The organism is Actinocorallia libanotica (assembly GCF_039525175.1).
Taxonomy (GTDB): Bacteria; Actinomycetota; Actinomycetes; order Streptosporangiales; family Streptosporangiaceae; genus Actinocorallia; species Actinocorallia libanotica.
Map to the genome: position 1 here is coordinate 1 of NZ_BAAAHH010000035.1, position 22,134 is coordinate 22,134.

Annotated in this window: 21 protein-coding genes and 1 other RNA gene; 15 read left to right on the forward strand and 7 right to left on the reverse strand. The window is 71.8% G+C overall.

Annotated features, from left to right (window positions below):
• The 5 genes from ABD140_RS31385 to ABD140_RS31405 form a co-directional block, all read left to right on the forward strand.
• The coding region (locus ABD140_RS31385; protein WP_344244964.1) for a response regulator transcription factor at positions 1-360 on the forward strand (360 nt) is incomplete at its 5' end.
• A 96-nt stretch (positions 361-456) separates the two neighbouring features.
• On the forward strand, positions 457-1,545 hold the full coding sequence (locus ABD140_RS31390) for an alpha/beta hydrolase (RefSeq protein ID WP_344244966.1): 1,089 nt from the start codon (positions 457-459) through the stop codon (positions 1,543-1,545).
• Positions 1,546-1,656: 111 nt separating this feature from the next.
• A complete protein-coding gene (locus ABD140_RS31395; RefSeq protein ID WP_344244968.1) occupies positions 1,657-2,571 on the forward strand; it encodes an alpha/beta hydrolase in 915 nt (304 codons plus the stop codon).
• 14 nt (positions 2,572-2,585) lie between these two features.
• On the forward strand, positions 2,586-4,907 hold the full coding sequence (locus tag ABD140_RS31400; RefSeq protein ID WP_344244970.1) for a GMC oxidoreductase: 2,322 nt from the start codon (positions 2,586-2,588) through the stop codon (positions 4,905-4,907).
• Between the two features lie 217 nt (positions 4,908-5,124).
• Positions 5,125-6,141 (forward strand): alpha/beta fold hydrolase, encoded by a 1,017-nt coding sequence (locus ABD140_RS31405; protein ID WP_344244972.1) that lies wholly within the window; start codon positions 5,125-5,127, stop codon positions 6,139-6,141.
• 4 nt (positions 6,142-6,145) lie between these two features.
• Here ABD140_RS31405 and ABD140_RS31410 read toward each other — a convergent pair whose 3' ends face one another.
• Positions 6,146-6,547 (reverse strand): DUF6191 domain-containing protein, encoded by a 402-nt coding sequence (locus ABD140_RS31410; RefSeq protein ID WP_344244974.1) that lies wholly within the window; start codon positions 6,545-6,547, stop codon positions 6,146-6,148.
• 143 nt (positions 6,548-6,690) lie between these two features.
• Between ABD140_RS31410 and ABD140_RS31415 the strand changes: the two genes are divergently transcribed.
• Genes ABD140_RS31415 through ABD140_RS31425 form a run of 3 tightly spaced genes read left to right on the forward strand, consistent with a single transcriptional unit; the run spans position 6,691 to position 9,358 of the window.
• The gene (locus ABD140_RS31415; RefSeq protein ID WP_344244976.1) at positions 6,691-7,494 is read left to right on the forward strand and encodes a Nif3-like dinuclear metal center hexameric protein; all 804 of its coding nucleotides are present in this window, start codon (positions 6,691-6,693) and stop codon (positions 7,492-7,494) included.
• A complete protein-coding gene (locus ABD140_RS31420; protein ID WP_344244978.1) occupies positions 7,491-8,234 on the forward strand; it encodes a zinc ribbon domain-containing protein in 744 nt (247 codons plus the stop codon). The genes ABD140_RS31415 and ABD140_RS31420 overlap by 4 nt, the downstream gene beginning before the upstream one ends.
• Positions 8,231-9,358, forward strand: a complete 1,128-nt coding sequence (locus ABD140_RS31425; RefSeq protein WP_344244980.1) for a bifunctional RNase H/acid phosphatase — start codon at positions 8,231-8,233, stop codon at positions 9,356-9,358. The genes ABD140_RS31420 and ABD140_RS31425 overlap by 4 nt, the downstream gene beginning before the upstream one ends.
• A 49-nt stretch (positions 9,359-9,407) precedes the next feature.
• Here the strand turns inward: ABD140_RS31425 and ABD140_RS31430 are convergent, their stop codons facing one another.
• Complete coding sequence (locus tag ABD140_RS31430; RefSeq protein ID WP_344244982.1) at positions 9,408-10,037, reverse strand: AAA family ATPase; 630 nt, start codon at positions 10,035-10,037, stop codon at positions 9,408-9,410.
• A gap of 148 nt (positions 10,038-10,185) precedes the next feature.
• Here ABD140_RS31430 and ABD140_RS31435 point away from each other — a divergent pair, with 148 nt between their 5' ends.
• Positions 10,186-10,785, forward strand: a complete 600-nt coding sequence (locus tag ABD140_RS31435; protein WP_344244984.1) for a DUF998 domain-containing protein — start codon at positions 10,186-10,188, stop codon at positions 10,783-10,785.
• A 111-nt stretch (positions 10,786-10,896) separates the two neighbouring features.
• Here ABD140_RS31435 and ABD140_RS31440 read toward each other — a convergent pair whose 3' ends face one another.
• A complete protein-coding gene (locus tag ABD140_RS31440) occupies positions 10,897-11,556 on the reverse strand; it encodes a YdcF family protein (RefSeq protein ID WP_344244986.1) in 660 nt (219 codons plus the stop codon).
• A 215-nt stretch (positions 11,557-11,771) separates the two neighbouring features.
• Here ABD140_RS31440 and ABD140_RS31445 point away from each other — a divergent pair, with 215 nt between their 5' ends.
• On the forward strand, positions 11,772-13,757 hold the full coding sequence (locus ABD140_RS31445) for a WD40 repeat domain-containing protein (protein ID WP_344244988.1): 1,986 nt from the start codon (positions 11,772-11,774) through the stop codon (positions 13,755-13,757).
• On the opposite strand, the gene ABD140_RS31450 is transcribed toward ABD140_RS31445, so the two are convergent.
• The gene (locus ABD140_RS31450) at positions 13,690-14,811 is read right to left on the reverse strand and encodes a sensor histidine kinase (protein WP_344244990.1); all 1,122 of its coding nucleotides are present in this window, start codon (positions 14,809-14,811) and stop codon (positions 13,690-13,692) included. The two genes, ABD140_RS31445 and ABD140_RS31450, sit on opposite strands and share 68 nt — an antisense overlap.
• Positions 14,808-15,482 carry a response regulator transcription factor gene (locus ABD140_RS31455; RefSeq protein WP_344244992.1) on the reverse strand — a complete coding sequence of 225 codons (675 nt, stop codon included), beginning with the start codon at positions 15,480-15,482 and terminating at the stop codon, positions 14,808-14,810. The genes ABD140_RS31450 and ABD140_RS31455 overlap by 4 nt, the downstream gene beginning before the upstream one ends.
• A gap of 120 nt (positions 15,483-15,602) precedes the next feature.
• On the opposite strand from ABD140_RS31455, the gene ABD140_RS31460 reads away from it, so the two are divergent.
• From ABD140_RS31460 to ABD140_RS31470, 3 genes are all read left to right on the forward strand, one after another.
• Complete coding sequence (locus ABD140_RS31460) at positions 15,603-16,169, forward strand: M15 family metallopeptidase (protein WP_344244994.1); 567 nt, start codon at positions 15,603-15,605, stop codon at positions 16,167-16,169.
• A gap of 55 nt (positions 16,170-16,224) precedes the next feature.
• Positions 16,225-16,701, forward strand: a complete 477-nt coding sequence (locus tag ABD140_RS31465; protein ID WP_344244996.1) for a DUF7919 family protein — start codon at positions 16,225-16,227, stop codon at positions 16,699-16,701.
• A 77-nt stretch (positions 16,702-16,778) separates the two neighbouring features.
• The gene (locus ABD140_RS31470; protein WP_344244998.1) at positions 16,779-17,078 is read left to right on the forward strand and encodes a hypothetical protein; all 300 of its coding nucleotides are present in this window, start codon (positions 16,779-16,781) and stop codon (positions 17,076-17,078) included.
• Positions 17,079-17,337: 259 nt separating this feature from the next.
• Here ABD140_RS31470 and rnpB read toward each other — a convergent pair.
• Positions 17,338-17,706: RNase P RNA component class A (gene rnpB, locus ABD140_RS31475), an RNA gene on the reverse strand.
• Between the two features lie 109 nt (positions 17,707-17,815).
• On the reverse strand, positions 17,816-19,180 hold the full coding sequence (locus ABD140_RS31480; RefSeq protein ID WP_344245000.1) for an NAD(P)/FAD-dependent oxidoreductase: 1,365 nt from the start codon (positions 19,178-19,180) through the stop codon (positions 17,816-17,818).
• Between the two features lie 331 nt (positions 19,181-19,511).
• Between ABD140_RS31480 and ABD140_RS31485 the strand changes: the two genes are divergently transcribed.
• Both ABD140_RS31485 and ABD140_RS31490 read left to right on the forward strand, forming a co-directional pair.
• Positions 19,512-20,075: a YbhB/YbcL family Raf kinase inhibitor-like protein gene (locus ABD140_RS31485; protein WP_344245002.1), complete on the forward strand. Its 564-nt coding sequence runs from the start codon at positions 19,512-19,514 to the stop codon at positions 20,073-20,075.
• Between the two features lie 219 nt (positions 20,076-20,294).
• Complete coding sequence (locus ABD140_RS31490; RefSeq protein WP_344245004.1) at positions 20,295-22,070, forward strand: hypothetical protein; 1,776 nt, start codon at positions 20,295-20,297, stop codon at positions 22,068-22,070.
• Positions 22,071-22,134 lie beyond the last annotated feature (64 nt).

Consider the following 22,134-nt stretch of genomic DNA (forward strand, 5'->3'; position numbering starts at 1 on the left):
CAGCGCGCGGCGCCCGCCGAGATCCTCGCCGCGGCGGGCGCGCACGGCCTGCTCGCGCTGACCGTGCGGGAGCAGCGCCGGGCCGGGGAGCGGGTGCCCGCGCCCGGCGGCAGGGGCGGCGGCCCGTCCCGGCTGTCCCGCCGGGAGCTGGAGGTGGCCCAGTTGGTCGCCGAGGACCTGAGCAACCAGCAGATCGCCGACCGGCTCGTCATCAGCGTCCGCACCGTGGAGACGCACCTGTCCAACATCTTCGCCAAGCTCGGCGTCGCCTCCCGGGTGGGCGTCGTGGCCGCGATCCACGAGCTCGCCGGCGACGGCGACGGCGCGCGGCCGACCCCGCGGCCACCTGCGGACTCTTAGGAGTGAAGATCGGGGTTCCCCCCGATGCCCGGTCCGCCGCGCCTGCCCGACACTCGGAGCGCGCGCGACCGAGAGGCTACGAGAAGGGGCATCCGCATGAGCGGACATATCGCAAGGTTCACCACCGAGGGCGTGTCCGGCGCCGAGATCAGCGAGTACCCGGTGACCACCGGGGACGGCCTCGGCCTGAAACTCTCCCGGTTCCACCGGGCCGACTGCGACGACGTGGTGCTGCTGCTGCACGGGCTGCCGGCGTCCACCGACATGTTCATCATGCCCGAGCACACCAACCTGGTGTCCTACCTGCTGGACAACGGGTTCACCGACGTGTGGTCGCTGGACTTCCGGATGAGCAACCGCCTGCCGTACGACACCGAGACCAACCGGCACACCCTCGACGACATCGCCCGGTACGACCACCCCGCCGGGCTCGCCGAGCTGCGCCGCAGGATCGGGGAGGGCAGGCGCGTCCACGTGGTGGCGCAGTGCCTGGGCGCGGTGTCGTTCTCGATGAGCATGGCGGCCGGGCTCACCGGCGACATCGCCAGCTTCACCTCCAACAGCGTCTCCCTGGTGACGCGGGTGCCCGCCTGGTCCCGGTTCAAGCTGCGGTTCGGCGTCCCGCTCACCGAGTACGTCTGGGGCCTGTCGATCCTGGACTCCCGGTACGGCGAGGCCTCGCCGCTGAGCCGGGGCGGCGCCTTCTCCCGGCTGGTCTCGCTCTTCCACCCCGAGTGCGACGTGCGCGCCTGCCACATGATCAGCTTCATGTGGGGGGCGGGCAGGCCGGGCCTGTGGCGGCACGAGAACCTCGACCCCGTCACCCACCACCGGGTCGCCGACCTCTTCGGCGCCAACGGCCTGCACTACTACCGGCACATGCGCAAGATGGTCGAGGCCGGGCACGCCGTCACCTACGACGACGAGCACCCCGAGCTGCCCGCGGACTACCTGGAGGCGGGCGCCAAGATCACCACGCCGATGCTGTTCCTCACCGGCGACCACAACCGGGTGTTCGAGGACTCCAACATCGTCTGCCACCGCGAGCTGGACAAGGTCAGCCCCGGCCTGCACGAGCTGGTGATCCTGCCCGGGTACGGGCACGTCGACCCGTTCATCGGCAAGGACGTCCACGTCGACGTGTTCCCGCACATCCTGCGGCACCTGCGCAGGAACGCGCGCTGAGCGCCTCCTAGGTGTCCCCGGCGGCGTCTACGGGTCGGAATCAGGGTTGACCACGATGCTCCGATCCGGTGGATGCGGGAGGGTGCTGGTGACGTGGAGAGGAGGTCGTGGATGGCGACGGAAACGCGGCGCCCCGCCTTCGAGGGGGTGACCGACGTGGTGGTCTCCGAGCGGCTCTTCGCCACCGCGGACGGCCTGGGCCTCAGCCTGACCCGCTTCCACCGGGCGGACTGCGGCGACGTGGTGCTGCTCGTCCACGGGCTCGCCGGCTCCCGGGAGATGTTCACCCGCACCGGCCGCCCCAACCTGGTCTCCGCCCTGCTGGAGGCGGGGTTCACCGACGTGTGGACGCTGGACCACCGGATGAGCAGCCGGCTGCCCTACGCCGCCGAGGACCACTGCTTCACCCTCGACGACGTGGCGGCCTACGACCATCCGGCGGCGCTGGAGTGCCTGCGCGAGGCGGTGGGGGACCGGCGGGTGCACGTGGTCGCCCACTGCCTCGGCTCGGTCACCTTCCTCACCTCGCTCTTCGCCGGGCTGGCGGACGGGGTGGCGAGCGTGGTGTCCAACAGCGTCTCGCTGCACCCTCGGCTGTCCCGCCGGGCCCGCGCCCGGCTGCGGTTCAGCCCCGCGCTCGCCCCGCAGATCATGGGCATGGCCGGGCCTGCCCCGCACGCGACGCGGGCCGTGCGCACGGGTGGCGGCGGCTACGGCCGGCACATCCGCCGGATGGCGACCGCGGAGCGGATCGTGAAGTGGGACGAGCAGGACGCGCGGCTGCCGGACGCCCTCACCGGGCTCGAGGACGTCCGCACGCCCGTCCTCCTCCTCGCCGGATCGGAGAACAGGGTGTTCACCGACTCCAACATCGTCACCTACCGGGAGCTGGAGCGGGCGGCTCCCGGTCGGCACGCGCTGCGGGTCCTGCCCGGTTACGGGCACGCCGATCCGTTCATCGGGCGGAACGCGCACCTTGAGGTTTTCCCGCATATTGTCGATTTTCTGCATGAGAAAGCGGTCTGAGGGCCTTGAAGAGCATGGAGCACGTGGACGCGGTGGTCGTCGGGTCCGGATTCGGCGGCGCGGTGGCCGCCTACCGGCTCGCCGAGGCGGGGCTCGCGACGGTCGTGCTGGAGCGGGGGCGCCCGTACGCGCCCGGCGACTTCCCCCGGTCGCCCGCCGAGATGGGCAAGGCGTTCTGGGACCCGTCCGAGCGCCTGTACGGCATGTTCGACGTCTGGCGCTTCCAGGGCTGCGACGCCGTCGTGTCGTCCGGGCTCGGCGGCGGCTCGCTCATCTACGCCAACGTCCTGCTGCGCAAGGACGAGAAGTGGTTCGTCCACGAGCAGGCGCTCCCCGGAGGCGGGTACGAGCACTGGCCGGTGACCAGAGCCGACCTCGAACCGCACTACGACGCCGTCGAGAAGATGATCGGCGTCCAGCGCTACCCCGTGGAGCACGCGCCGTACTCCGAGACGGGCAAGACGCAGGCGATGCAGGACGCGGCCGCCCAGCTCGGGCTCGAATGGTTCCGCCCGCCGCTGGCCATCAGCTTCGCCGAGCATCCTGAAGCCGTGCCGAGACCGCGCGTGCCGCTCGCCGAGCAGCCGTACCCCAACCTGCACGGCGCGCTGCGCACCACGTGCAGGCTGTGCGGCGAGTGCGACATCGGCTGCAACGACGGGTCCAAGAACAGCCTGGACCACACGTACCTGTCGGCCGCGGCCCACCTGGGAGCGGACCTGCGGACGCTGACGGAGGTCAAGGGCATCCGCCTCCGGGAGGGCGGCGGCTACCTCGTCGACTACGTCCGGCACGACCCGGAGACCGGCGGCCGCGCCGCGGGGACCCTCGGCTGCGCCCGGCTGGTCCTGGCGGCCGGGACGTACGGGACGACCCGCCTCCTGCTGGGCTCGCGGCTGCCGGGTATGAGCCGCGCGCTCGGCACCCGCTTCTCCGGCAACGGCGACCTGCTGACGTTCCTGTTCAACGCCACGGGCCGGGACAGGAAGCCGCTCGACCCGGGCGGGGCGCCCGTCATCACCAGCGCGATCCGCCTCCCCGACGAGCTCGACGGCGGGCAGGGCCGCGGCGCCTACATCGAGGACGGCGGGTACCCGGCGTTCGTCGACTGGGTGCGCCAGGGCCTGGACGTGCCGGGGCAGATCACCCGGGCGGCGGAGTTCCTGTGGGAGCGGTTCCTGCAGTTCCTCTCCGGCGAGCCCGACACCAACCTGTCGGCCGAGCTCGCCGAGCTGGCCGGAGGCACCCGCACGGTCGGCACGCTGCCGATGCTGGGCATGGGCCGCGACGTCCCCGACGGGGTGCTCTCCCTGGACCGCGCGGGCAGGCTCACCGCCGACTGGTCGGTGAAGACCAGCCGCGAGTACTTCGACCGGCTGCGCACCACCATGCAGCGCATCGGCGACGTCCTGGGCGCGGACTACGAGGACAACCCGCTGTGGCTGCGCAAACGCGTCATCAGCGTGCACCCGCTGGGCGGCGCGCCCCTGGGGCGGCACCCGGGCGAGGGCGTCTGCGACCGGTTCGGCGAGGTCTTCGGCCTGCCCGGCCTGTACGTCGCCGACGGCGCGGCGCTGCCCGGCCCGGTCGGCGCCAACCCGGCGCTGACCATCGCGGCGCTGTCCGAGCGCATGTGCAGGCAGATGATCCACGGGGATCTGGGTCCGGGGGCCGGGGCGGCCAAAGGCTCCGCCCCGCCGGGAGGGGAGGTGGACGGCGGCGGGCGTGCGGAGGGGCGCACGTCGCTGTCGTTCACCGAGGAGATGAAGGGCCGGTACGTCGCGGGGGCCGCCGAGCCGTGCACCGGCGAGCGGGGCGAGCGGCTGGCGTTCCGGCTCACCATCACCCTCGACGACGTGGAGCGCTTCCTGACCGACCCGCAGCGGCAGGCGCGCGCCGAGGGCTGGATCGACTGGCCCGGCGGAGGCGGGCGCCGCAGGGTCGAGCGGGGCCGGTTCCACCTGTTCGTGCCGGACGACGGCGGCGGCGGGCACAAGGAGATGCGCTACCGGCTGCACTTCACCGACGTGCGGGGCGAGCCGCGCACCCTCGCGGGCTGGAAGAACCTCTGCGACGGGCCGCCCACCCGCGTCTGGCCGGACACGACGACGCTGTACTACCGCGTCCACGCCGGGCACACGGGCGAGGGCGAGCCGGAGGGTCGTGCGCTGGGCGCCGGCACCCTGCACATCCGGCTGGCCGACTTCCTGGAGCAGCTCACCACGTTCCGTACCGAGGGCCCCGACGGGGCGTCCGCCCTGCACCGCTTCGGGCGCTTCTTCCTCGGCGAGCTGTGGGACGTGTACGGGCCGGACGACTGCCGGGCGGCGCCATGACCCCGATGCTCACGCTCCGTGGTGGGAGGCTGATTTAACGCTTTGTACATGATCCCGTGATTTGCCACACGGGATCCGGTGCAAGTGTGGTTCATCACAGATGTAAGGATGGCCGGGTCCGGTCCTTGCAATCGTCTCGTGATGGGTCGTGAATGAAATGATGATGCCGCCCTCTCCCCGGAGCGTCCGAGACGCCGCCTCGAATGTGACTCGAAAATTGCTGAGCGGCAGCCTGGCCGATCTGCGGCCCACGCCGTCGGACCTGGTCGACCAGGGGCCGCGCCACGCGCTCTACCGCTACCGGCCCTCGGGGAAGGTGATACCGACGGGTCCACCGGTGCTGCTCGTGCCGCCTCCGGCGCCCGCCGCGGCCGCGGCCTTCGACCTGCGGCGCGGCTGCAGCCTGGCCGAGCACCTGGTCGCCACCGGCCACCGCGTCTACCTGCTCGACCACGCGCCGGGCCTGCGCTCCCCGCGCGAGCCGCGCCTGGAGACCTGGGTGGACGAGGTGCTGCCGCGGGCCGTCGCCCGGGTCAGCCGGGACGTGGACGGCCAGCCGGTGCAGCTGGTCGGCTGGTGCCTCGGCGGCGTCCTGTGCGTGCTGGCGGCGGCGGCCCGCCCCGCGCTGCCCGTCGCCTCGATCACCTCGGTCGCCGCGCGGGTCGACGCGGACGCCGCGCGCCCCGCCGCGTCCGCCGGAGTGGCGCACCTGATTTTCGAGGGAATTTCACGGACGGTGGCCGGAGACCGGAATCGGATTCGGGAAATCGGCATATCTCTGACACGTCCGATAACTATGCTGACCCGTCTCGACGACACCGACTTCCTGGCGCAGATCGAGGCCGTCGACGCGTTCACCGCGCACATGTCGGACCGATCCGCCGACCGGCTGTACGAGCGCTTCTTTCCCGGGAACGCCCTCGCCCTGGCCGACGTGGAGATCGCGGGCCGCCGCGTCGCCCTGGCGGACGTGCGGGTGCCGGTGCTGGTGATCGCCGGACGCGACGACCGGACGGCGCCCTGGCGGACGGTGCACCCGCTCACCCGGCTGCTGCCCCGCTCGCCCGACGTACGGTTCGTCACCGCGCCGGGCGGGCACCTGGGCGTGCTGAGCGGCCGCGGAGCCCGCGGCACCACCTGGGCCCGGCTGGACGCCTGGCTGGCCGAGGGATCCGTGCGGCACGGGCTGCGCGCGCCCCGCGGGCAGCGGGAGAGGCTGGCCTCCCGCTCCTAGCGGATCAGCTTCCGGACGGGGTCCCGTCGTCCCCCTCGGGGGCGGCGGGCGCATCGGGGCGCTTGGCGGGCCGGATCCGGATCCGGCCCGAATCCAGGTCGGGGCGGTCGTTCCCGCCCGTGCCGGCCTGCTGCTGGTCGTCGACCCGGCGCAGCTTCTCGGCCTCCTGCTCCTGGAGCTGGATCTTCTTCGCGCCGCTGAACGCGGAGTGGAGATCCTCGAAGATGCCCGCGCCGAACCCGGCACCGGCCTCGCCGTCGCCGCGCAGCGCGCTCATCAGGCCACCGCCTCCGGTGCCCTCCTGAGCCCATTCGGGCACGGCCATCTTGGCCTCCAGCTTGGCCTTCTGGGCCAGCTCGTCGGCCTTCTTCGACCGCTTGCGACGGCGGCGGAACGGTGACTTCACGAACTCTCCAACGATTCGACGCCCGGGTTTGATCCCGCCGGCCCGGCCGGATCCGGCCCCGGTCCGTGCACGATAGCCACGGGCCGGAGCCGCCGGAGCCGGATCCAGGAAGACCGGTGCCAAACCACGATAACCTGCGGGACGTGCGTCTCTCCGAACTCATCCAGGTGATCGAGGCCCGATTCGACCCTTCCTGGGCGGAGTCTTGGGATGCGGTAGGCCTGGTCTGCGGCGACCCGGACGCCGAGGTGACCTCGGCGCTGCTCGCCGTCGACCCGACGGCCGCGGTGGTCGACGAGGCGCTGGCCGAGGGCGCGCAGCTCCTGGTCACCCACCATCCGCTGCTGCTGCGGCCGGTCAACGCGGTGGCGATGACCACCCCCAAGGGGCGGACGGTCCACCGGCTGATCACCGGGGGCTGCGCCCTGTACACCGCCCACACCAACGCCGACGTCGCCGATCCGGGCGTGTCGGACGCGCTGGCCCGCGCCGTCGGCCTGACCGGGCCGCTGCGCCCGCTCAGCCCGTCCGACGCCGACCCCCGCCGGGGGCTGGGCCGGATCGGCGAGCTGCCCGAGGAGATCCCGCTGCGGGAGTTCACCGCGCGGGCCGCCGCCGGGCTGCCCCGCACCGCCTGGGGCGTGCGCGCCGCCGGCGACCCCGACCGCCCGGTGCGGACCGTCGCGGTGTGCGGGGGAGCGGGCGACTCCCTGATCGAGACGGCCCGCGCCGCGGGCGCCGACGTCTACCTCACCGCCGACCTGCGCCACCACCCGGCCTCCGAGTCGCTGGAACGGAGCCCGATGGCGCTGGTCGACGCCGCGCACTGGGCGACCGAGTGGCCCTGGCTGGCCGACCTGGCCGCCGTGCTCGGCCCGTATGTGCAGACCCGTATCTCCACGCTGGTCACCGACGCGTGGTCCCATGCCGTTGAAGGAGCTCAGTGAAAGCCGCACCCCGAGACCAGCAGCGCCTGCTCGACCTCCAGGAGCTGGACTCGAGCCTGGACCGCCTGGCCCACCGCAGACGCACCCTGCCGGAGATCGCCGAGCTGGCCGCCCTGCAGGAGCGGGCGGGCGAGCTGCGCGACCGCCTCGTCACCGCCGAGACCGACGTCAGCGACCTCGACCGGGAGCAGACCAAGGCCGAGCAGGACGTCGACCAGGTCCGCGTCCGCGCCGACCGCGACTCCAAGCGCCTGGACTCCGGCATGGTCACCTCCGCCAAGGACCTGGCGAGCCTGCAGTCGGAGCTGGCCTCGCTGCAGCGCCGGCAGGGCGACCTCGAGGAGGTCGTCCTGGAGATCATGGAGCGCCGCGAGGAGGCCGAGGCCCAGGTCACCGCCCTGCGCGCCGAGCAGGCCGAGCTCGAGGCCGCCCTGGCCGAGGTGGGCACCCGCAAGGCCAAGGCCGAGCAGGAGATCGACGGCCAGGCCGAGCTGACGCGCTCCGCCCGCGCCGGGGTCGCCGCGGACGTCCCCGCCGACCTCCTGGCGCTGCACGAGAAGCTGCGCGAGCAGTTCGGCGGGGTGGGCACCGCCGCCCTGACCCGCGGCCAGTGCCAGGGCTGCATGCTGGCGCTGAACACCTCCGACCTCAACCGGATCCGCGCCGCGGCCCCCGACGACGTCGTCCGCTGCGAGGAGTGCCGCCGGATCCTCGTCCGCACCCCCGAGTCGGGGCTGTGAGCCGCAGGCTGGCGATCGAGGCCGACGGGGGCTCCCGGGGCAACCCGGGCCCCGCCGGCTACGGCGCCGTCGTCCGCGACGCCCTCACCGGCGAGGTGCTGGCCGAGGTCGCCGAGGCGATCGGCCGCGCCACCAACAACGTCGCCGAGTACCGCGGCCTGATCGCCGGGCTGAGCGCCGCCCGCGAGCTCGACCCGGCGGCCCGCGTGGAGGTCCGCATGGACTCCAAGCTGGTGGTGGAGCAGATGTCGGGCCGCTGGCAGATCAAGCACCCCGACATGAAGCCGCTGGCTCTGGAGGCCCGCCGCATCGCCTCGGACTTCACGTCGGTCTCCTACGGCTGGATCCCGCGCGCCCGCAACTCCCACGCCGACCGGCTGGCCAACGAGGCCATGGACGCCGCCGCCCGCGGCCAGGAGTGGGCGCCCTCGGGGGACGTCGCGGAGCTGTCGCCCAAGACCCAGGCCGCCTCCCCGGAGGCCGCCAAGGACAGGGCCTGGGTGCCGCCGTCCACCGTCCCCACCCGCACCCTGCTGCTGCGCCACGGCCAGACGCCCCTGTCGGTCGAGAAGCGCTTCGCCGGCGCCGGCGACACCCCGCTGACCGAGCACGGCCGCCTCCAGGCCGAGGCCGCCGCCAAGGCGCTGGCGGGCCGGGGCGTCGATGTGATCGTCACCTCCCCGCTGAGCCGCGCCCGGGACACCGCCCAGGCCGTCGCGGACGTCATCGGCGTCCCGGTCCGGGTGGAGGAGGGCTTCCGCGAGACCGACTTCGGCGCCTGGGAGGGCCTGACGTTCGCCGAGGCCAAGGCGGGCTGGCCCGACGAGCTCTCCGCCTGGCTCGCCGACCCGTCCTGCGCCCCGCCCGGCGGCGAGAGCTTCACCGCCGTGGCCCGGCGCGTCGCCACGGCCCGCGACAAGCTCCTGGTCCGCCACCGCGAGAAGACGGTCCTGGTCGTCTCCCACGTGACGCCCATCAAGCTCATGGTCCAGCAGGCGCTGGAGGCCTCCACCACGGCCCTGTACCGGCTCCACCTGGACACCGCCTCGCTGAGCACCGTCGACTGGTACGCCGACGGGCCCGGGGTCGTCCGCTCCTTCAACGAGACCCACTACCTGCCCTGAGCGCCTTCCAGGGGGTGCCGCGGGACGGAGGCACCCCCTCGGCCGGGGATCAGAGCCGTATCTCCCTGATCTCGGTCCACGCCCGGTGCAGACGGCCCTTCAGCGCGCCGTCGGCGTCCGGGCCGAGCCGCACCCCGGCCGCCTCGGCGACGCGCTCCACCACCTGGGGGACCGTGAGGCGGTCGGTTCGGACGTGGACGGCGAACTCCGGACGGTCCAACCGCTCCAGGCACCGGTCGAGCTTCCGCACCGCGAAGTCCACCCGGCGCAGGGCGGCCTCCCCGCCCGCCACGACCCGCACGACCCTCCCGAGCCCCCGCCTCTCCAGGCGCCGCAGCACGGTCCTCCGCTCGGCGAGCAGAGCGCAGTGCCGCACGTCGTGCCCCCGCTCCCGCAGCCGCCCGACGGTCTCCTGGAAGTAGTCCGCCTCCACCACCGTCATCGGCACGATCACCGGGCCCCCATGCCGGGAGAGCACCAGGTCCAGCACCTCGTACACGCCTTGCCGCCAGGCCGGGAGGTCCTGGAAATCACCTCGCAGCCGTGCGGGCGTCATCCGGTGCAGTCCGAGACCGGCCTCCTCGGGGTCGCAGACGACACTTCCCGGAAGCCGCCGCTGCAGCGCGTACGCCGCCTGCGTCTTCCCGCCGCCGAAAGGCCCGTTGATCCATATCAGCATGCTCCGACGCTACGCGGATCCCGTCCTGCGGCTTGATCACTCTGAAAAAAGCCGCCGAAAGCGCGAATCATGTGTCCATTTCATTCGTTCGACCGTCGAAGATCCGCCACAGGAGGCCATGCGCCCCCCGCGACGAGAGGCTCCCGGTATGACGACGCTGCTCTGGACCGGCGCGGCCGGAGCGTGGCTGTTCCCCGTGGTCTTCCTGCTGGACGGCTCCACCCGTCCCGGTTACCGGCAGATCCGGCACCCGGTCAGCGCCCTGGCCCTCGGCCCGCGCGGCCGGCTCCAGACCGCGAACTTCATCGTGTGCGGCCTGGCGGTCGCAGCGGCCGCGGCGCCCCTCGGCGACGCGACCGGCAGCCCTCTCCTCGCCATCGCGACCGGCGTGTTCGGCCTCGCGCTCGTGGCGTCGGGCGTGTTCCCGATGGACCCGATGCGCGGCTACCCGCCCGGCACCCCCGACGGCACCCCCGAAGACCTGTCCTCCCGGCACCATCTCCACGATCAGGCCGGAATGGCCGTCTTCACATCCCTGCCCGCGGCGGCGTTCATCGCGGCCTTCGTCCTGGAGGACCCCGTCTGGAAGTGGTACTCGGGCCTCACCGCCACCGCGTTCACCGCCGGTTTCCTGGCCTTCGGCCACGCCTGGGAGACCGACGCCGCGTACACGGGCCTCATCCAGCGCGTGACGATCATCTGCGGCTGGATCTGGCTGGGCCTCCTGTTCCTGCAAGCCGCTTCCTGAGGTCTTCATGACCTTCTTCGCCCGATGTGAATGCGACCAGATCAAGTTCGTCGAAGTCCTCCGCTCCCCACGAGGAAGTTCCACCTGGCCGCACAGACCTGCTGCGGGAGATCAAAGGAGCCGGTCGGTGTAGCCGGCGGCGACCAGGTGCCGGAAGGCGGCCTGGACGTGGGCCGGCATGTGCTGGGGGACGGCGTAGCCGCGTTTCGGGTATTCGATGATGCGCTGGGTGTCTCCTACGAGCATGTTGATGACGCGGGTGACGTCTCCGATGCCGTGGATGTACTCGTCCAGGGGCAGGGGGCTGGAGGCGCAGATGATGTCGAGTCCGGGCCAGAGCTTCTTGGCGGTGGCGTAGGCGCGGCGCTGCTGGTAGGGACGCGAGATCAGGGAGGCCGAGCGTACCTCGATGCCCCGGGCGGCCAGAAGTTCACGTGTGAGGGCGATGTTCTGGCCGGTGTTGGTGGCCTCGGTCTCGGTGAGGATCACTTCTGAGGGGACGCCTGAGGCGATGGCGTGCTCCCGGTAGTGGACTGCTTCACCGCGGGGAAAACGGGCGAGCGTGGTGGGGGCGTTGGCACCGGTGAAGACGATGCGGGGGAAGACGCCCCGGTGGAAGAGCTCTGCGGTGTGGACGGCCACTCCCAGATCATGGCTGCCCAAGCCGATACCGACATCCACCGGACGAAGCGGATGGTCCAGGCGGTGGTAGTCCCACAAGGTCTCCACGGCGGACCGGTGGGCCTCGGGCAGGATCGGGACGGCGGACACGTGAGGATTCCATCACGGGTCACGGCAGGGCCGGGACGGGTGTCCCGTTGTTGTCCTGGCCGGGGGAGATCCGAGGGCCCTGTGTCAAGGGAGTCATTAGCGTGACGCGGATGACGGAGACCACGCGGGGTTCGAGGAAGAAGCGGGTAGGGGCGGACTCCGAGGAGTATCGGTGGCCGGTGACAGGGGAGGTCGGAAAGCCCTCCGCTTCGCCGGTGACGGCGCTGCTCGCGCTCACCGGGACGCTCGTGGTGGCCCGCGAGGACGGGACCGTCGAGGCGCTGCGGGTGGGCGAAGGGCCGGGGCCGCTGCTCGACGGGCTCTGCACGGTCTGGCGGAGCGAGGTTCCGGTCGGCGCGCTCACATGGGGGCACGGGGAGGTTCTGGGCGCTGCGGGCGATCGGCTCGTCAGGTTCGGTGCGGACGGCTCGCTTCGCGAAGGCCCCGCGCTCGGCGAGCCTATCGGGGCGCTGTGCACACGGGCAGGGAAGGTCTTCGCCGTCGCCGGGCCCGCCGTGCACACCCTGGAGCGTGCGGGCGACGCCTGGCGGACGGCGCGGAGCACGCCGCTGCCGGAGGAGGGTCACCACGACCTCGACATCGACCGGAAAGGCGCGCACGCCGTCGCCGTTCGCACCCCGCCCCGGCGCGAGCGGCTTCCTCCCAGGGGCGTCGTGGTGAACCTGGAGACGGGCAGGCAGGTCGGCCGTGTCGACGTCGCGCAGTGGGAGGCCGAGAGCGTCACGGAGATGTACGCGCGGTTCTCCCCGGTCACCGACAACGTCTACCGGTTCGCCACCCTCAACCACGGCGTGGAGAAGCTCGCCAGATTCGGCGGCTCGGGGCGGAAGCTGAGGCAGCCCTGGACCTTGCAGCGACAGCCGAGCACTTTGTGCACACCGGTCGCCTCATGCCCGGACGGACGGTATGTCGCGTCCAGGCAGCACGGCATCGGCGTCCTGGTCTGGGACCTGGCGATCGAGGAGAACGTGCTCTACGCCGAACTCGAGGACGCCGGCCAGGAGGAGAGGTCCGCCGGGTGGGCGCGCACGTCGATCCATGACGGCGGGACTTCGGCCGTCGCCGTCGCCCCCGGCCTGCGGTACGCGGCCGTGGGCGGTGCGGACGGCGGCGTGACCGTCGTGGACGGCCCGACCCGCCGGATCGAGCACGCCGACGGCACGGTCCGCCAGCCGGCCCTGCTCGACCGCGTGATCCAGGTCGGCGGCAAGTCCGGCCCCGGCCGCCATGACCGCCTCGGCGAGGGGGAGTTCTGCGACGGGGCGTGGTTCGGCTCGTCCCTGGAGCGCACCTCGGCGACGGTCGTCGACCTCGACTCGGGCGAGACGCGCCGACTCGACCTCGGCGGCCGCAGAGCCTTGCGGACGGTCGCGGACAAGGACACCCTCGCCGTCGTGCACGACCGCGGCATCGTCGGCTACGACAGGCTCACCCTCACCGAGATCTGGGACACCGGCATGGATTCCGCGGGCCTCCGAGGCTCGGCGTACTCGGGCGGCCTCGTCCTCGCCCACCAGCTTTCCGGCGACGGAAACGGCCGGATCATCCGATACGACCCGCGCACCGGCCGGAGCGAGTCCTCCCCCGACCTGGTCTGCCGGGGAAGAACCTTCGGCGTGGAGGAAATGGAACTCCACCCGGACACAGGCGACATGGCCGTCCTGGCGAGCTGCGATGGAAGCACTCCGGCCTGGCACCTCCTACGCGACGACGCCCCGGTCACCCACCTGGCGGGCTTCACCAAGGTCATAGCCGCCCAAGGCATCGGCCTCCACGAGGAGAACGGCACATGGAGCCTGCGCTCCCTGCGAGAACCTGACAGACCACTGTTCTCCGGCCGGCCCGACGAAGACCTCACGAGGTTCATCAGCAGCGTCGAAAGCATGGCGGTCGACCTTGACCGAGGCATCGCCGTCGGCCAAGAGATCATGGGCCGCCGACTCGCCTTCTGGCGCCTGGACGGCTCGGCCTTCCAGATCATCGACGGCATCGGAGAGGTCTGGGCCGACCGCTTCTCCTTCACCGACGACAGCCTGTGGCTCCACTCCCGCCGAGGCGACCGCCTCTACCGGCTCGACCTCCCGGACCCCGGTGGATCGGGGTCGTCGGTGGCTAGGTCCGGGTCGCGGGTGCGGCCTGGTGGTCGGGCGGGGCGAGGGGGAGGGAGAGGCGGACGGTGAGGCCGCCCTGGGGAGCGGGGGCGAGGTGGAGTGCGCCGTGGTGGGCGGTGGTGATGCGGGAGGTGAGGGTGAGGCCCAGGCCGTGGCCGCGGCGGGTGGGGTCGGGGTCGGCGGTGCGGCCACGGCCTCGGAGGAAGGGTTCCAGGTAGGTCTTTACGGCGTCGGCGGGGATGTGGGGGCCGGTGTTGGTGACCGTGAGGAGGGCGCGTTCGTCGTCGGAGGGGTCGGGGCCGGTGGTGAGGGTGAGGGAGCCGCCGGTGGGGAGGTTGTGGCGGACGGCGTTTTCGAGGAGGTTGCCGATGGCCCGCCGCAGGAGGGCGTCGTTGGCCTGGACGACGACGGGTCGTAGATCGGTGGAGATGGTGACGCCGCGCTGGACGGCTTCGGTCTCGGTGGCCTCCAGCGCCTGCGCCGCGGCGGTGGCGAGGTCGACCGGGGCGGTGGCCAGGGGGGTCCTGTCGAGAGAGGACAGCTGGAGGAGCGCGTCGATGATCTCTATGCCGCGTTGGTTGGTCTCGTAGAGCCTGGTCAGGAGGCGGTCGTCCGGGCCGTCGGGGTCGGTGAGGGCGACCTGGAGCATGGTCCGGGTGATGGCCAGCGGGGTGCGCAGCTCGTGGGAGGCGTTGGCGGCGAAGCGGCGCTGCTCCTCGAACGAGCGCTGCAGGCGGTCGAGCATGGTGTCGAAGGTGTCGGCGAGGGCGGTGAACTCGTCCTTGCGGCCGGTCAGCCGGACGCGGTGGTCGAGGGAGCCGTTCGCGGCGCGCACGGCCGCCCGGTTGATGTGCTGGAGCGGCCGCAGGACCCATCCGGCCAGCAGCCAGCCGCCGACCAGGCCGATCACCGCCAGCACCACCAGCGCGGCACCCGACGCCTTCAGCAGGGTGTCGAGGATCTCCTCGCGCGAAGGCGCCGTTCTGGTGTCCCGGGGGTTCGCCGCGGTGAGGGGGTAGTTGGGCACATACCGGATCCCCACATAGATGATCGCCATGGTGACGGCTCCCGCGCCCACGAGGAAGCACGCGTAACCCAGGGTGAGGCGCAGTCTCGCGGTCACGGCCGAGGCGTCCCCTCGTCCATCCGGTAGCCGACGCCCGGCACCGTCACGATGACGGAGGGCCCGCCCAGCCGGGACCGGAGGGCGGAGATCGTGATGCGGATGGCGTTGGTGAACGGGTCGGCGTTCTCGTCCCAGGCCCGCTCCAGCAGCTCCTCCGCGCTGACGACGCCGCCGCGCGCGGTCATCAGGATCTCCAGGACGGCGAACTGCTTGCGGGACAGGGCCACATGGCGTCCCGCCCGGTGGACCTCGCGGCGGAACGGGTCGAGCCTGATCCCGGCGTGCTCCACGACCGGCGGCGTCCCCCGCGCCGGGCGGCGGGCCAGCGCGCGCAGCCTCACCACGAGTTCGGGCAGGTCGAACGGCTTGGTCAGATAGTCGTCGGCGCCCAGCCGGAAGCCGTCGAGCTTGTCGGTGAGGCCGGCGGCCGCGGTGAGCATGAGCACCCGGCACCCCAGCCCCCGCTCGACCATGATCCGGCACACCTCGTCCCCGTGCACGCCGGGGAGGTCGCGGTCGAGCACCACGACGTCGTAGTCGTGGACGCCGAGCCGCTCCAGCGCCGCCTCCCCGTCCGGAGCGAGATCGGCCGCGATCGCCTCCAGCCGCAGGCCGCTCTGGATCGCCTCGGCGAGGTAGATCTCGTCCTCGACGACGAGCACACGCATGGAAACCCCGATTCGACCTCGACCACCACCAGCCAGGTCACCCTAAGCAGGAGCATCTATCGAAAAGGTATGTGAAAAGCCATACGGCCTGGCAACACGGGCTGAGATGCGGTGTGCCGTATGCGATCTCGTCTTCTTCCGCCCCTGTTCGCCGCGAGCACCCTGGTCCTGGCTCTGAGCGGCTGCGGCCGGCCAGCCGCGCAGGACCCCCCGTCCGACTCCGCGGCCCCGACCCGCTCGCCCCGGGGCGACGGGCGCATCACCGCCACCCCTGGCCTGGACCCCTTCGCCAACGACCACGCGGCCATCACCGAACTGGACGCAAGGCTGCTGCGAGCCGTCCGCGAGGCGGCGACGAAGGCGAAGGCCGACGGCGTGGACCTGTTCATCACCTCCGGCTGGCGCAGCGCCGACTACCAGCGCCGCCTGTTCTCCCAGGCCATCACCCGGTACGGCGGTCGAAAAGCAGCCGAACGCTACGTCCTTCCCCCCGAGAAGTCGGCCCACGTCGAGGGAAAGGCCGTGGACATCGGCCCGACCGACGCCGCCGACTGGCTGGGCCGCCAAGGCCCCGCCTTCGGCCTCTGCCAGATCTACACCAACGAGATGTGGCACTTCGAACTGGCCACCCGCCCCGGCGGCCCCTGCCCCCCACAACTCCCCGACGCCACCGCGACAAACCCCTGACCCACCGCTCCACCCCATCCCTCTCCGGATGGAACCGCACAGCGAGGATGTGCGGATGTTCTATGAGGATCTCACCGAGTACGACTACCAGGTCTTGGACGCGTTCTCGGGCAGGGGGCCGGAGCTCCATGAGCTGTGGTACCGCCCTGCGTACAAGCGTTTGAACGTCGGTTGGCTGGAGGCTGGCAGGCCATATTTCACGGGCCCGGTCCCCGCCGCAGCCGTCGAGAGGCTGGAGGCCATCCGGGAGATCCAGTGGATGAACCAGTGCCTCGGAACGCATGAGTGCGACCTCTGCCCACCGGAAGAGGCCCCGGAAGGGAACGGCGAAGTCCGGATCCCTGGGCCGCCTGGGGTGGCTTACGCCGCCCCGGTCCTGGTCGCCCACTACATCACCGCGCACGGGTACCGGCCGCCGCAAGCTTTCATCGATGCCGTTCTCGCCGTTGACCTTGATGCGTGGGCCGCTGCCCGCTGGCCCGAAGTCCCCTTTCCGTGGGTCCCTGACGACGCGGAACACATGGAGGAGTAACCGCGCTCCACTCCTCATCCAGGCCGGCCGCGTCCGCGGTTCCATGCCTTCCACTTCGGCGGTGCCAGGATGCAGGGATGCCCAGAGCGCTGTTCGAGTTCGGTGACGGTGTCTACGCTCTTCAGAGCGTCTACGGCCTTTCGGAAGAGGCATGGAGCGTGGAGCTGACGAAGGAGACCGATCAAGGTATTTCTGAGGTGGCTCTCGTGGTGGTGCCGGATGAAGATCTTGAGCGTCCTTGCGAAGCGTCGCTCTACTCGGATGAGCCGATTCCCGTCGCCGTGCTCCGGGCGCTGCTCCACGAGGTGGCGGAGACGGGGAGGGCCGCTGGAGCAGAGGCCGAGCGCCTGCGTTCCGCATCCTCGGCAGCCGACTAGGAATCCTCCTGCTTGGTCACCCCTCGATCGGGCACGGCTTCGAGTGCTTCGCGGCAGGCGCTCCCGCTGTCACTGGCACCGGGGAGGATGCCCTCATGGGTTCTTCGTCGCTTGTCCGTGCGCTGGTCGGGCTCGTCGTTCAGCATGACCGGTTCTGGTGCGATCGCTTTCGAGGTCGCCCTCTGGGCATTCCGGCCTGATCGGCCTTGATCGACGAAGAAGCCCCGGGTCGTCGACCTGGGGCTTGTCATGAAGGCGGCGGACGAGTCGGCCTGTAAGCCGGGTTCTGTGGCTCCCCGTGAAGGGGAGTGGCGGCCATCCATCTCGGGGCGTCGTTGCCGACGTCCTCCAGCGACCTACCCGCGGACTCGGGCGAGCAGCCCTCGGGCGTCCGCTGTCTGGTCTTGCTCCGGGTGGGGTTTACCTAGCCGCGCGGGTCGCCCCGTGCGCTGGTGAGCTCTTACCTCACCGTTTCACCCTTACCGCCCGCGTGAGCGGGAGGCGGTCTGTTCTCTGTGGCACTGTCCCGCGGGTCGCCCCGGGTCGGTGTTACCGACCACCCTGCTCTGTGGAGCCCGGACTTTCCTCGGCGGGGGAGATCCCCCGACGCGGCCGCCCGGCCGGCTCGTCCGCCGTGGGGTCGAGTCTAGCCGGTTCCGGTGGGCGGTAAGGCGAGGGGGAAAGGGGAAGGCGCACGCCCCCGGCGGGGGCGTGCGCCTTTCTCGCGAAGGGCTCGGCTACTTCGCGGCGGTCGTCTCGGCGGGGCGGTCCGAGGCGGCGGCGAGGACGAACTCCTCGCGGGGCTGCTCGATGCTGCCGAGGGAGATGGTCTCGCGCTTGAAGAACAGGGCGAGGGTCCAGTCGGCCACCACGCGGACCTTGCGGTTGAAGGTGGGGACGCGGGACAGGTGGTAGGTGCGGTGCATGAACCAGGCGGCGATGCCGCGCTGCTTGATGCCGTAGACGTGGGCGACGCCCTTGTGGAGGCCGAGGCCCGCCACCGAGCCGACGTAGGCGTGGCGGTAGGGCTTGAGGGCCTTGCCGCGCAGCGCAGCGACGAGGTTCTCGGCCAGGACCTTGGCCTGGCGCACCGCGTGCTGGGCGTTGGGGGCGCAGAACTCGCCCTCCTTGGTCAGGTCGGGGATGGCCGCGTTGTCACCGGCGGTGAAGGCGCGGACGGTGCCCTCGATCTGCAGGTACTCGTTGCCCTTGACGCGGCCGCGCTCGTCGATCGGCAGGTCGGTGGACTTGGCGAGCGGGTTGGCCTTGGCGCCGGCCGTCCAGACCAGGGTGTTGGTCGGGAAGTTCTCGCCGTCCGACAGCTCGATCTGCTTGTCGACCGCGGAGGTGAGGAACGTCTTCAGCTTGACCTCGATGCCGCGGCCGCGCAGCTGCTCGGCGGTCCAGCGGCCCAGCTCGGGGCCGACCTCGGGCAGGATCCGGTCGGAGGCCTCCACCATCACCCAGCGCATGTCGTCCGAGCGGAGGTTGGGGTACATGCGGATCGCGTCGCGGGCCATGTCCTCCATCTCGGCCAGGGCCTCGACGCCGGCGAAGCCGCCGCCGACCACGACGAAGGTCAGCGCCCGCTTGCGCACCTCGAGGTCGTCGGTGGAGGCGGCGATGTCCAGCTGGGCCAGGACGTGGTTGCGCAGGTGGATGGCCTCGCCGATGGTCTTGAAGCCGATGCCGTTCTCGGCCAGGCCGGGGATCGGCAGGGTGCGCGAGACCGAGCCCGCGGCCATCACGAGGTAGTCGTAGGAGATGCGCTGCGGGGGGCCCTCGACCGGCTGGATGATCGCCCAGCGCTCGGCGTGGGAGAGCTCGGTGACCCGCGCGGTCACGATGTCGATCTTCGGCAGGACCCGGCGCAGCGGCACCACGACGTGCCGGGGCGAGAGGTTGCCCGCGGCGGCCTCCGGGAGGAAGGGCTGGTAGGTCATGTACGACTGCGGGTCGACGATCGTGACCCTGACGTCGCCGCGCTTCAGCTCGCTCTTCAGCTTCTTCTGAAGGCTGAGCGCGGTGTAGAGGCCCACGTAGCCCCCACCGACGATGAGGACGTGCGGGGCGTCAGGGTTCGCGGCAGGCCTTCTGGCCATTTCAGAGCTCCTCGTGGATCACCTTGTGAAGACATTCACAATGTAGCGGACGCGTTCTGGTCTACACCACGTCAAAACAGGGGAAGATTCATGAAAATTCCCCAAGGTGTAAATTTGGAGCGATCTAGGCACGTGAACTACGCCACAAGTTTCCCCGGAGCGAAGTTCTCGTTCCCTCCGCATGACGAAGCTCACACCGCCGGCCGGAGATCGTCCGAGCCTGTGGAAGCCGGACCGCCGCCGGGCCCGAGGCCGTAGGGTGGTCCGGCGGGACCGCGCCACGCGCCCCCCTCGCGTACGATCGTCGGCCGGGAGTGCTGATCGGATGAAAATGACTTCGGGACGGGCCGCCGTCCTCGGTGCGGCCCTGCTGTCGCCCCTGATGTCGGGCTGCGGCGTCGTCGGCAGCGGATCCGGCGGCGGAGAGGTGGCGGAGTTCACCGTCAGCAGTCCCGCCTTCAGCGACCTCAAGGACATTCCGGCGCGCTACGCCTGCGAGGCGCAGGGCGGGCAGGGCAGGACGCTGCCGCTCCACTGGTCGGGCGTCCCCGAGGCGAAGTCCTTCGCGATCGTCGTGGACGACCCGGACGCTCGCGGGGGCACTTATATTCACTGGGTGCTCGCGAATCTGGACGGAACGACCGCGGACCTCGTGGAGGCCTCGCTGCCCGACCACGCGGTCCAGGGCCGCAACTCGGCGGGCCAGGCGTCCTACGCGGCGCCCTGTCCTCCCGCGGGGGAGCGGCACCGGTACCGGTACACGGTCTACGCGCTCAAGGAGCCCGTGCCCGCCGACCAGGTGGCCGAGCTGAAGCACTCCCTGCCCGCCATCGCCGACCGGACGGTCGCCTGGGGGCGGATCACCGGCTATCTGGGGCAGAGCGCCGACTCATGAGAGTCGGCGTATCTGTGGCAGAGACAGCGGAGATCGTGTGATGGTAGATGCTCACGAAGGGCATGGCGGAGGCCATAACGGTCAGTCCGTCCGCCCGGGGGTCTCGTCGAGCACAGGGATGGGGAGCGGGGCGCCCGGTGCGCCCCGGACGATCATCGGGACAGAGCTTTTCGGAGTGAGGCCGGACCTCCCCGCCCGGCCATGGCATGGGGTGGAGCAATGATCTTTGTCGTTGTCGGCGGTCTGGTGCTGCTGGTCGGCCTCATCGTGGTCTTCGTCGTGATGGGCATGCGCGAAGGGCGCCATCAGGACGACGAGGACTGGATGAGCGACGAGCCGCCGGCGAAGGGCCGGCGCCCGGGCGAGCAGGACGAGGACGGCGCCGCCGACCGCAGGGTCGCCGGAGGCCCGCTGTCCGCGCCCGCCGCCGAGCCGGGCCGCGCCAAGGCCAAGGGCAAGGGCAAGTCCGACCGGATGGGCGACGACGACTACTGGGCGACGATCACCTTCGACAAGCCCAAGTTCCCCTGGCAGCAGGAGGGCGCCCAGGGCGCCGAGCAGGGCCCGGAGCCCGACCCCCTGAACGCCGCCGAGCCCGAGCCGGCCGCCGCCGACCAGGACGGGTACGACCAGTACCAGGCCGACGGCTACGGCGACCAGGGCTACAACGAGCAGTACGCCGGTGAGCAGTACGCCCACGACCAGTACGGCGACGACCAGTACGCCCGGGGCCAGTACGCCGACGACCAGTACGGCGACGACCAGTACGCCGAGGACCAGTACGGCCGCGGGCAGTACGCCGACGGCCCCTACGCCGCCCAGGGCGACCAGCAGGCTCCCGGCGGCTACGAGCAGGAGCCCGCGGCGCGCGACTGGCGGTCCGACGAGCCGCTGACGCGGTTCGACCAGCCGGCCGTCCGCGACTTCGACCCGCCCTACGACCAGCCCGCGTTCGACCAGCCTGCGGCCTATGACCAGCCCGCCGCCTACGACCAGCCCGCGTTCGACCAGCCGGCCGTCTACGACCAGCCCGCCGCCTACGAGCAGCCTGCCTATGAGCAGCCGGCCTACGACCCGCCGCGCCCGCAGACCCCGCCCCAGCCCGACCCGCTGGGCCTGCCCGACCCGTTCGCCCGGCCCGCCGCCCGCGACCCGGAGGCCACGCAGGTCTACCAGGTCGGCGGCGCGGGACTGGGCGGTCCGCTCGGCGGCGCGCCCCTGGGCTCCGGTCCGCTGGGCACCGGCCCCCAGAGCCTGGGCGCCAACCCCCTGAGCACGGGACCGCAGAGCACGGGACCGCTGGGCACCGGCCCGCAGAACCCCCTGGGGACGGGTCCGCTCGGCGGCGGCCCGCTGAGCCCGCCCCCGGCGAGCCCCTCGTCCACCGGCCCGTCGGCGCCGCTGACCCCGCCGCTGGGCGGTGCCCCGTCCTACGGCGGCCAGCCCGAGCCGCAGCAGGCGCCCGGCGACACCGGCGACACCCGCCTGCCGACCGTCGACGAGCTGCTCCAGCGCATCCAGGCCGACCGGCGCAAGGACGACGGCCCCGCCTACGGCGGCTCGACCCCGCTGAACGACCCGCTCAACGACCCGTTGAACTCGACGGACGGTGACTACGGCTCCGGCTGGCAGCCCTCCTCGCCGCCCCGCTACGACGACCCGACGTACGGATCGTCGTCCTACGGCAGCACGGAGCAGGGCTACCCGTCCGCCCCCGCCTACGGCGGCGAGAGCACCCCCCGCTACGACGACCCGCTGGGCGGCGGATACGGCCAGCAGGGCTCCTCCTCCTACGGCGGCTCGCCCCAGCAGGGGCAGGGAACGGGTGAAGCGGGCCGCTACGGCGATTTCAGCGGAACCAGCTTCCCGGGCGACCAGAACACCCCCTACGGCGCCCCCACGGGCGATCAGCAGTCCTACGGAGGCCAGCAGGGAGACCAGCCTGGCCAACGCTCTACTGAGGAGTGGGACAGTTATCGCGATTACCGTCACTAAAGAGGCCTTAGATCACCCTCCGGATGTGATTCGATACGTGGTGTGACGGTCGAATCGCAGTCCG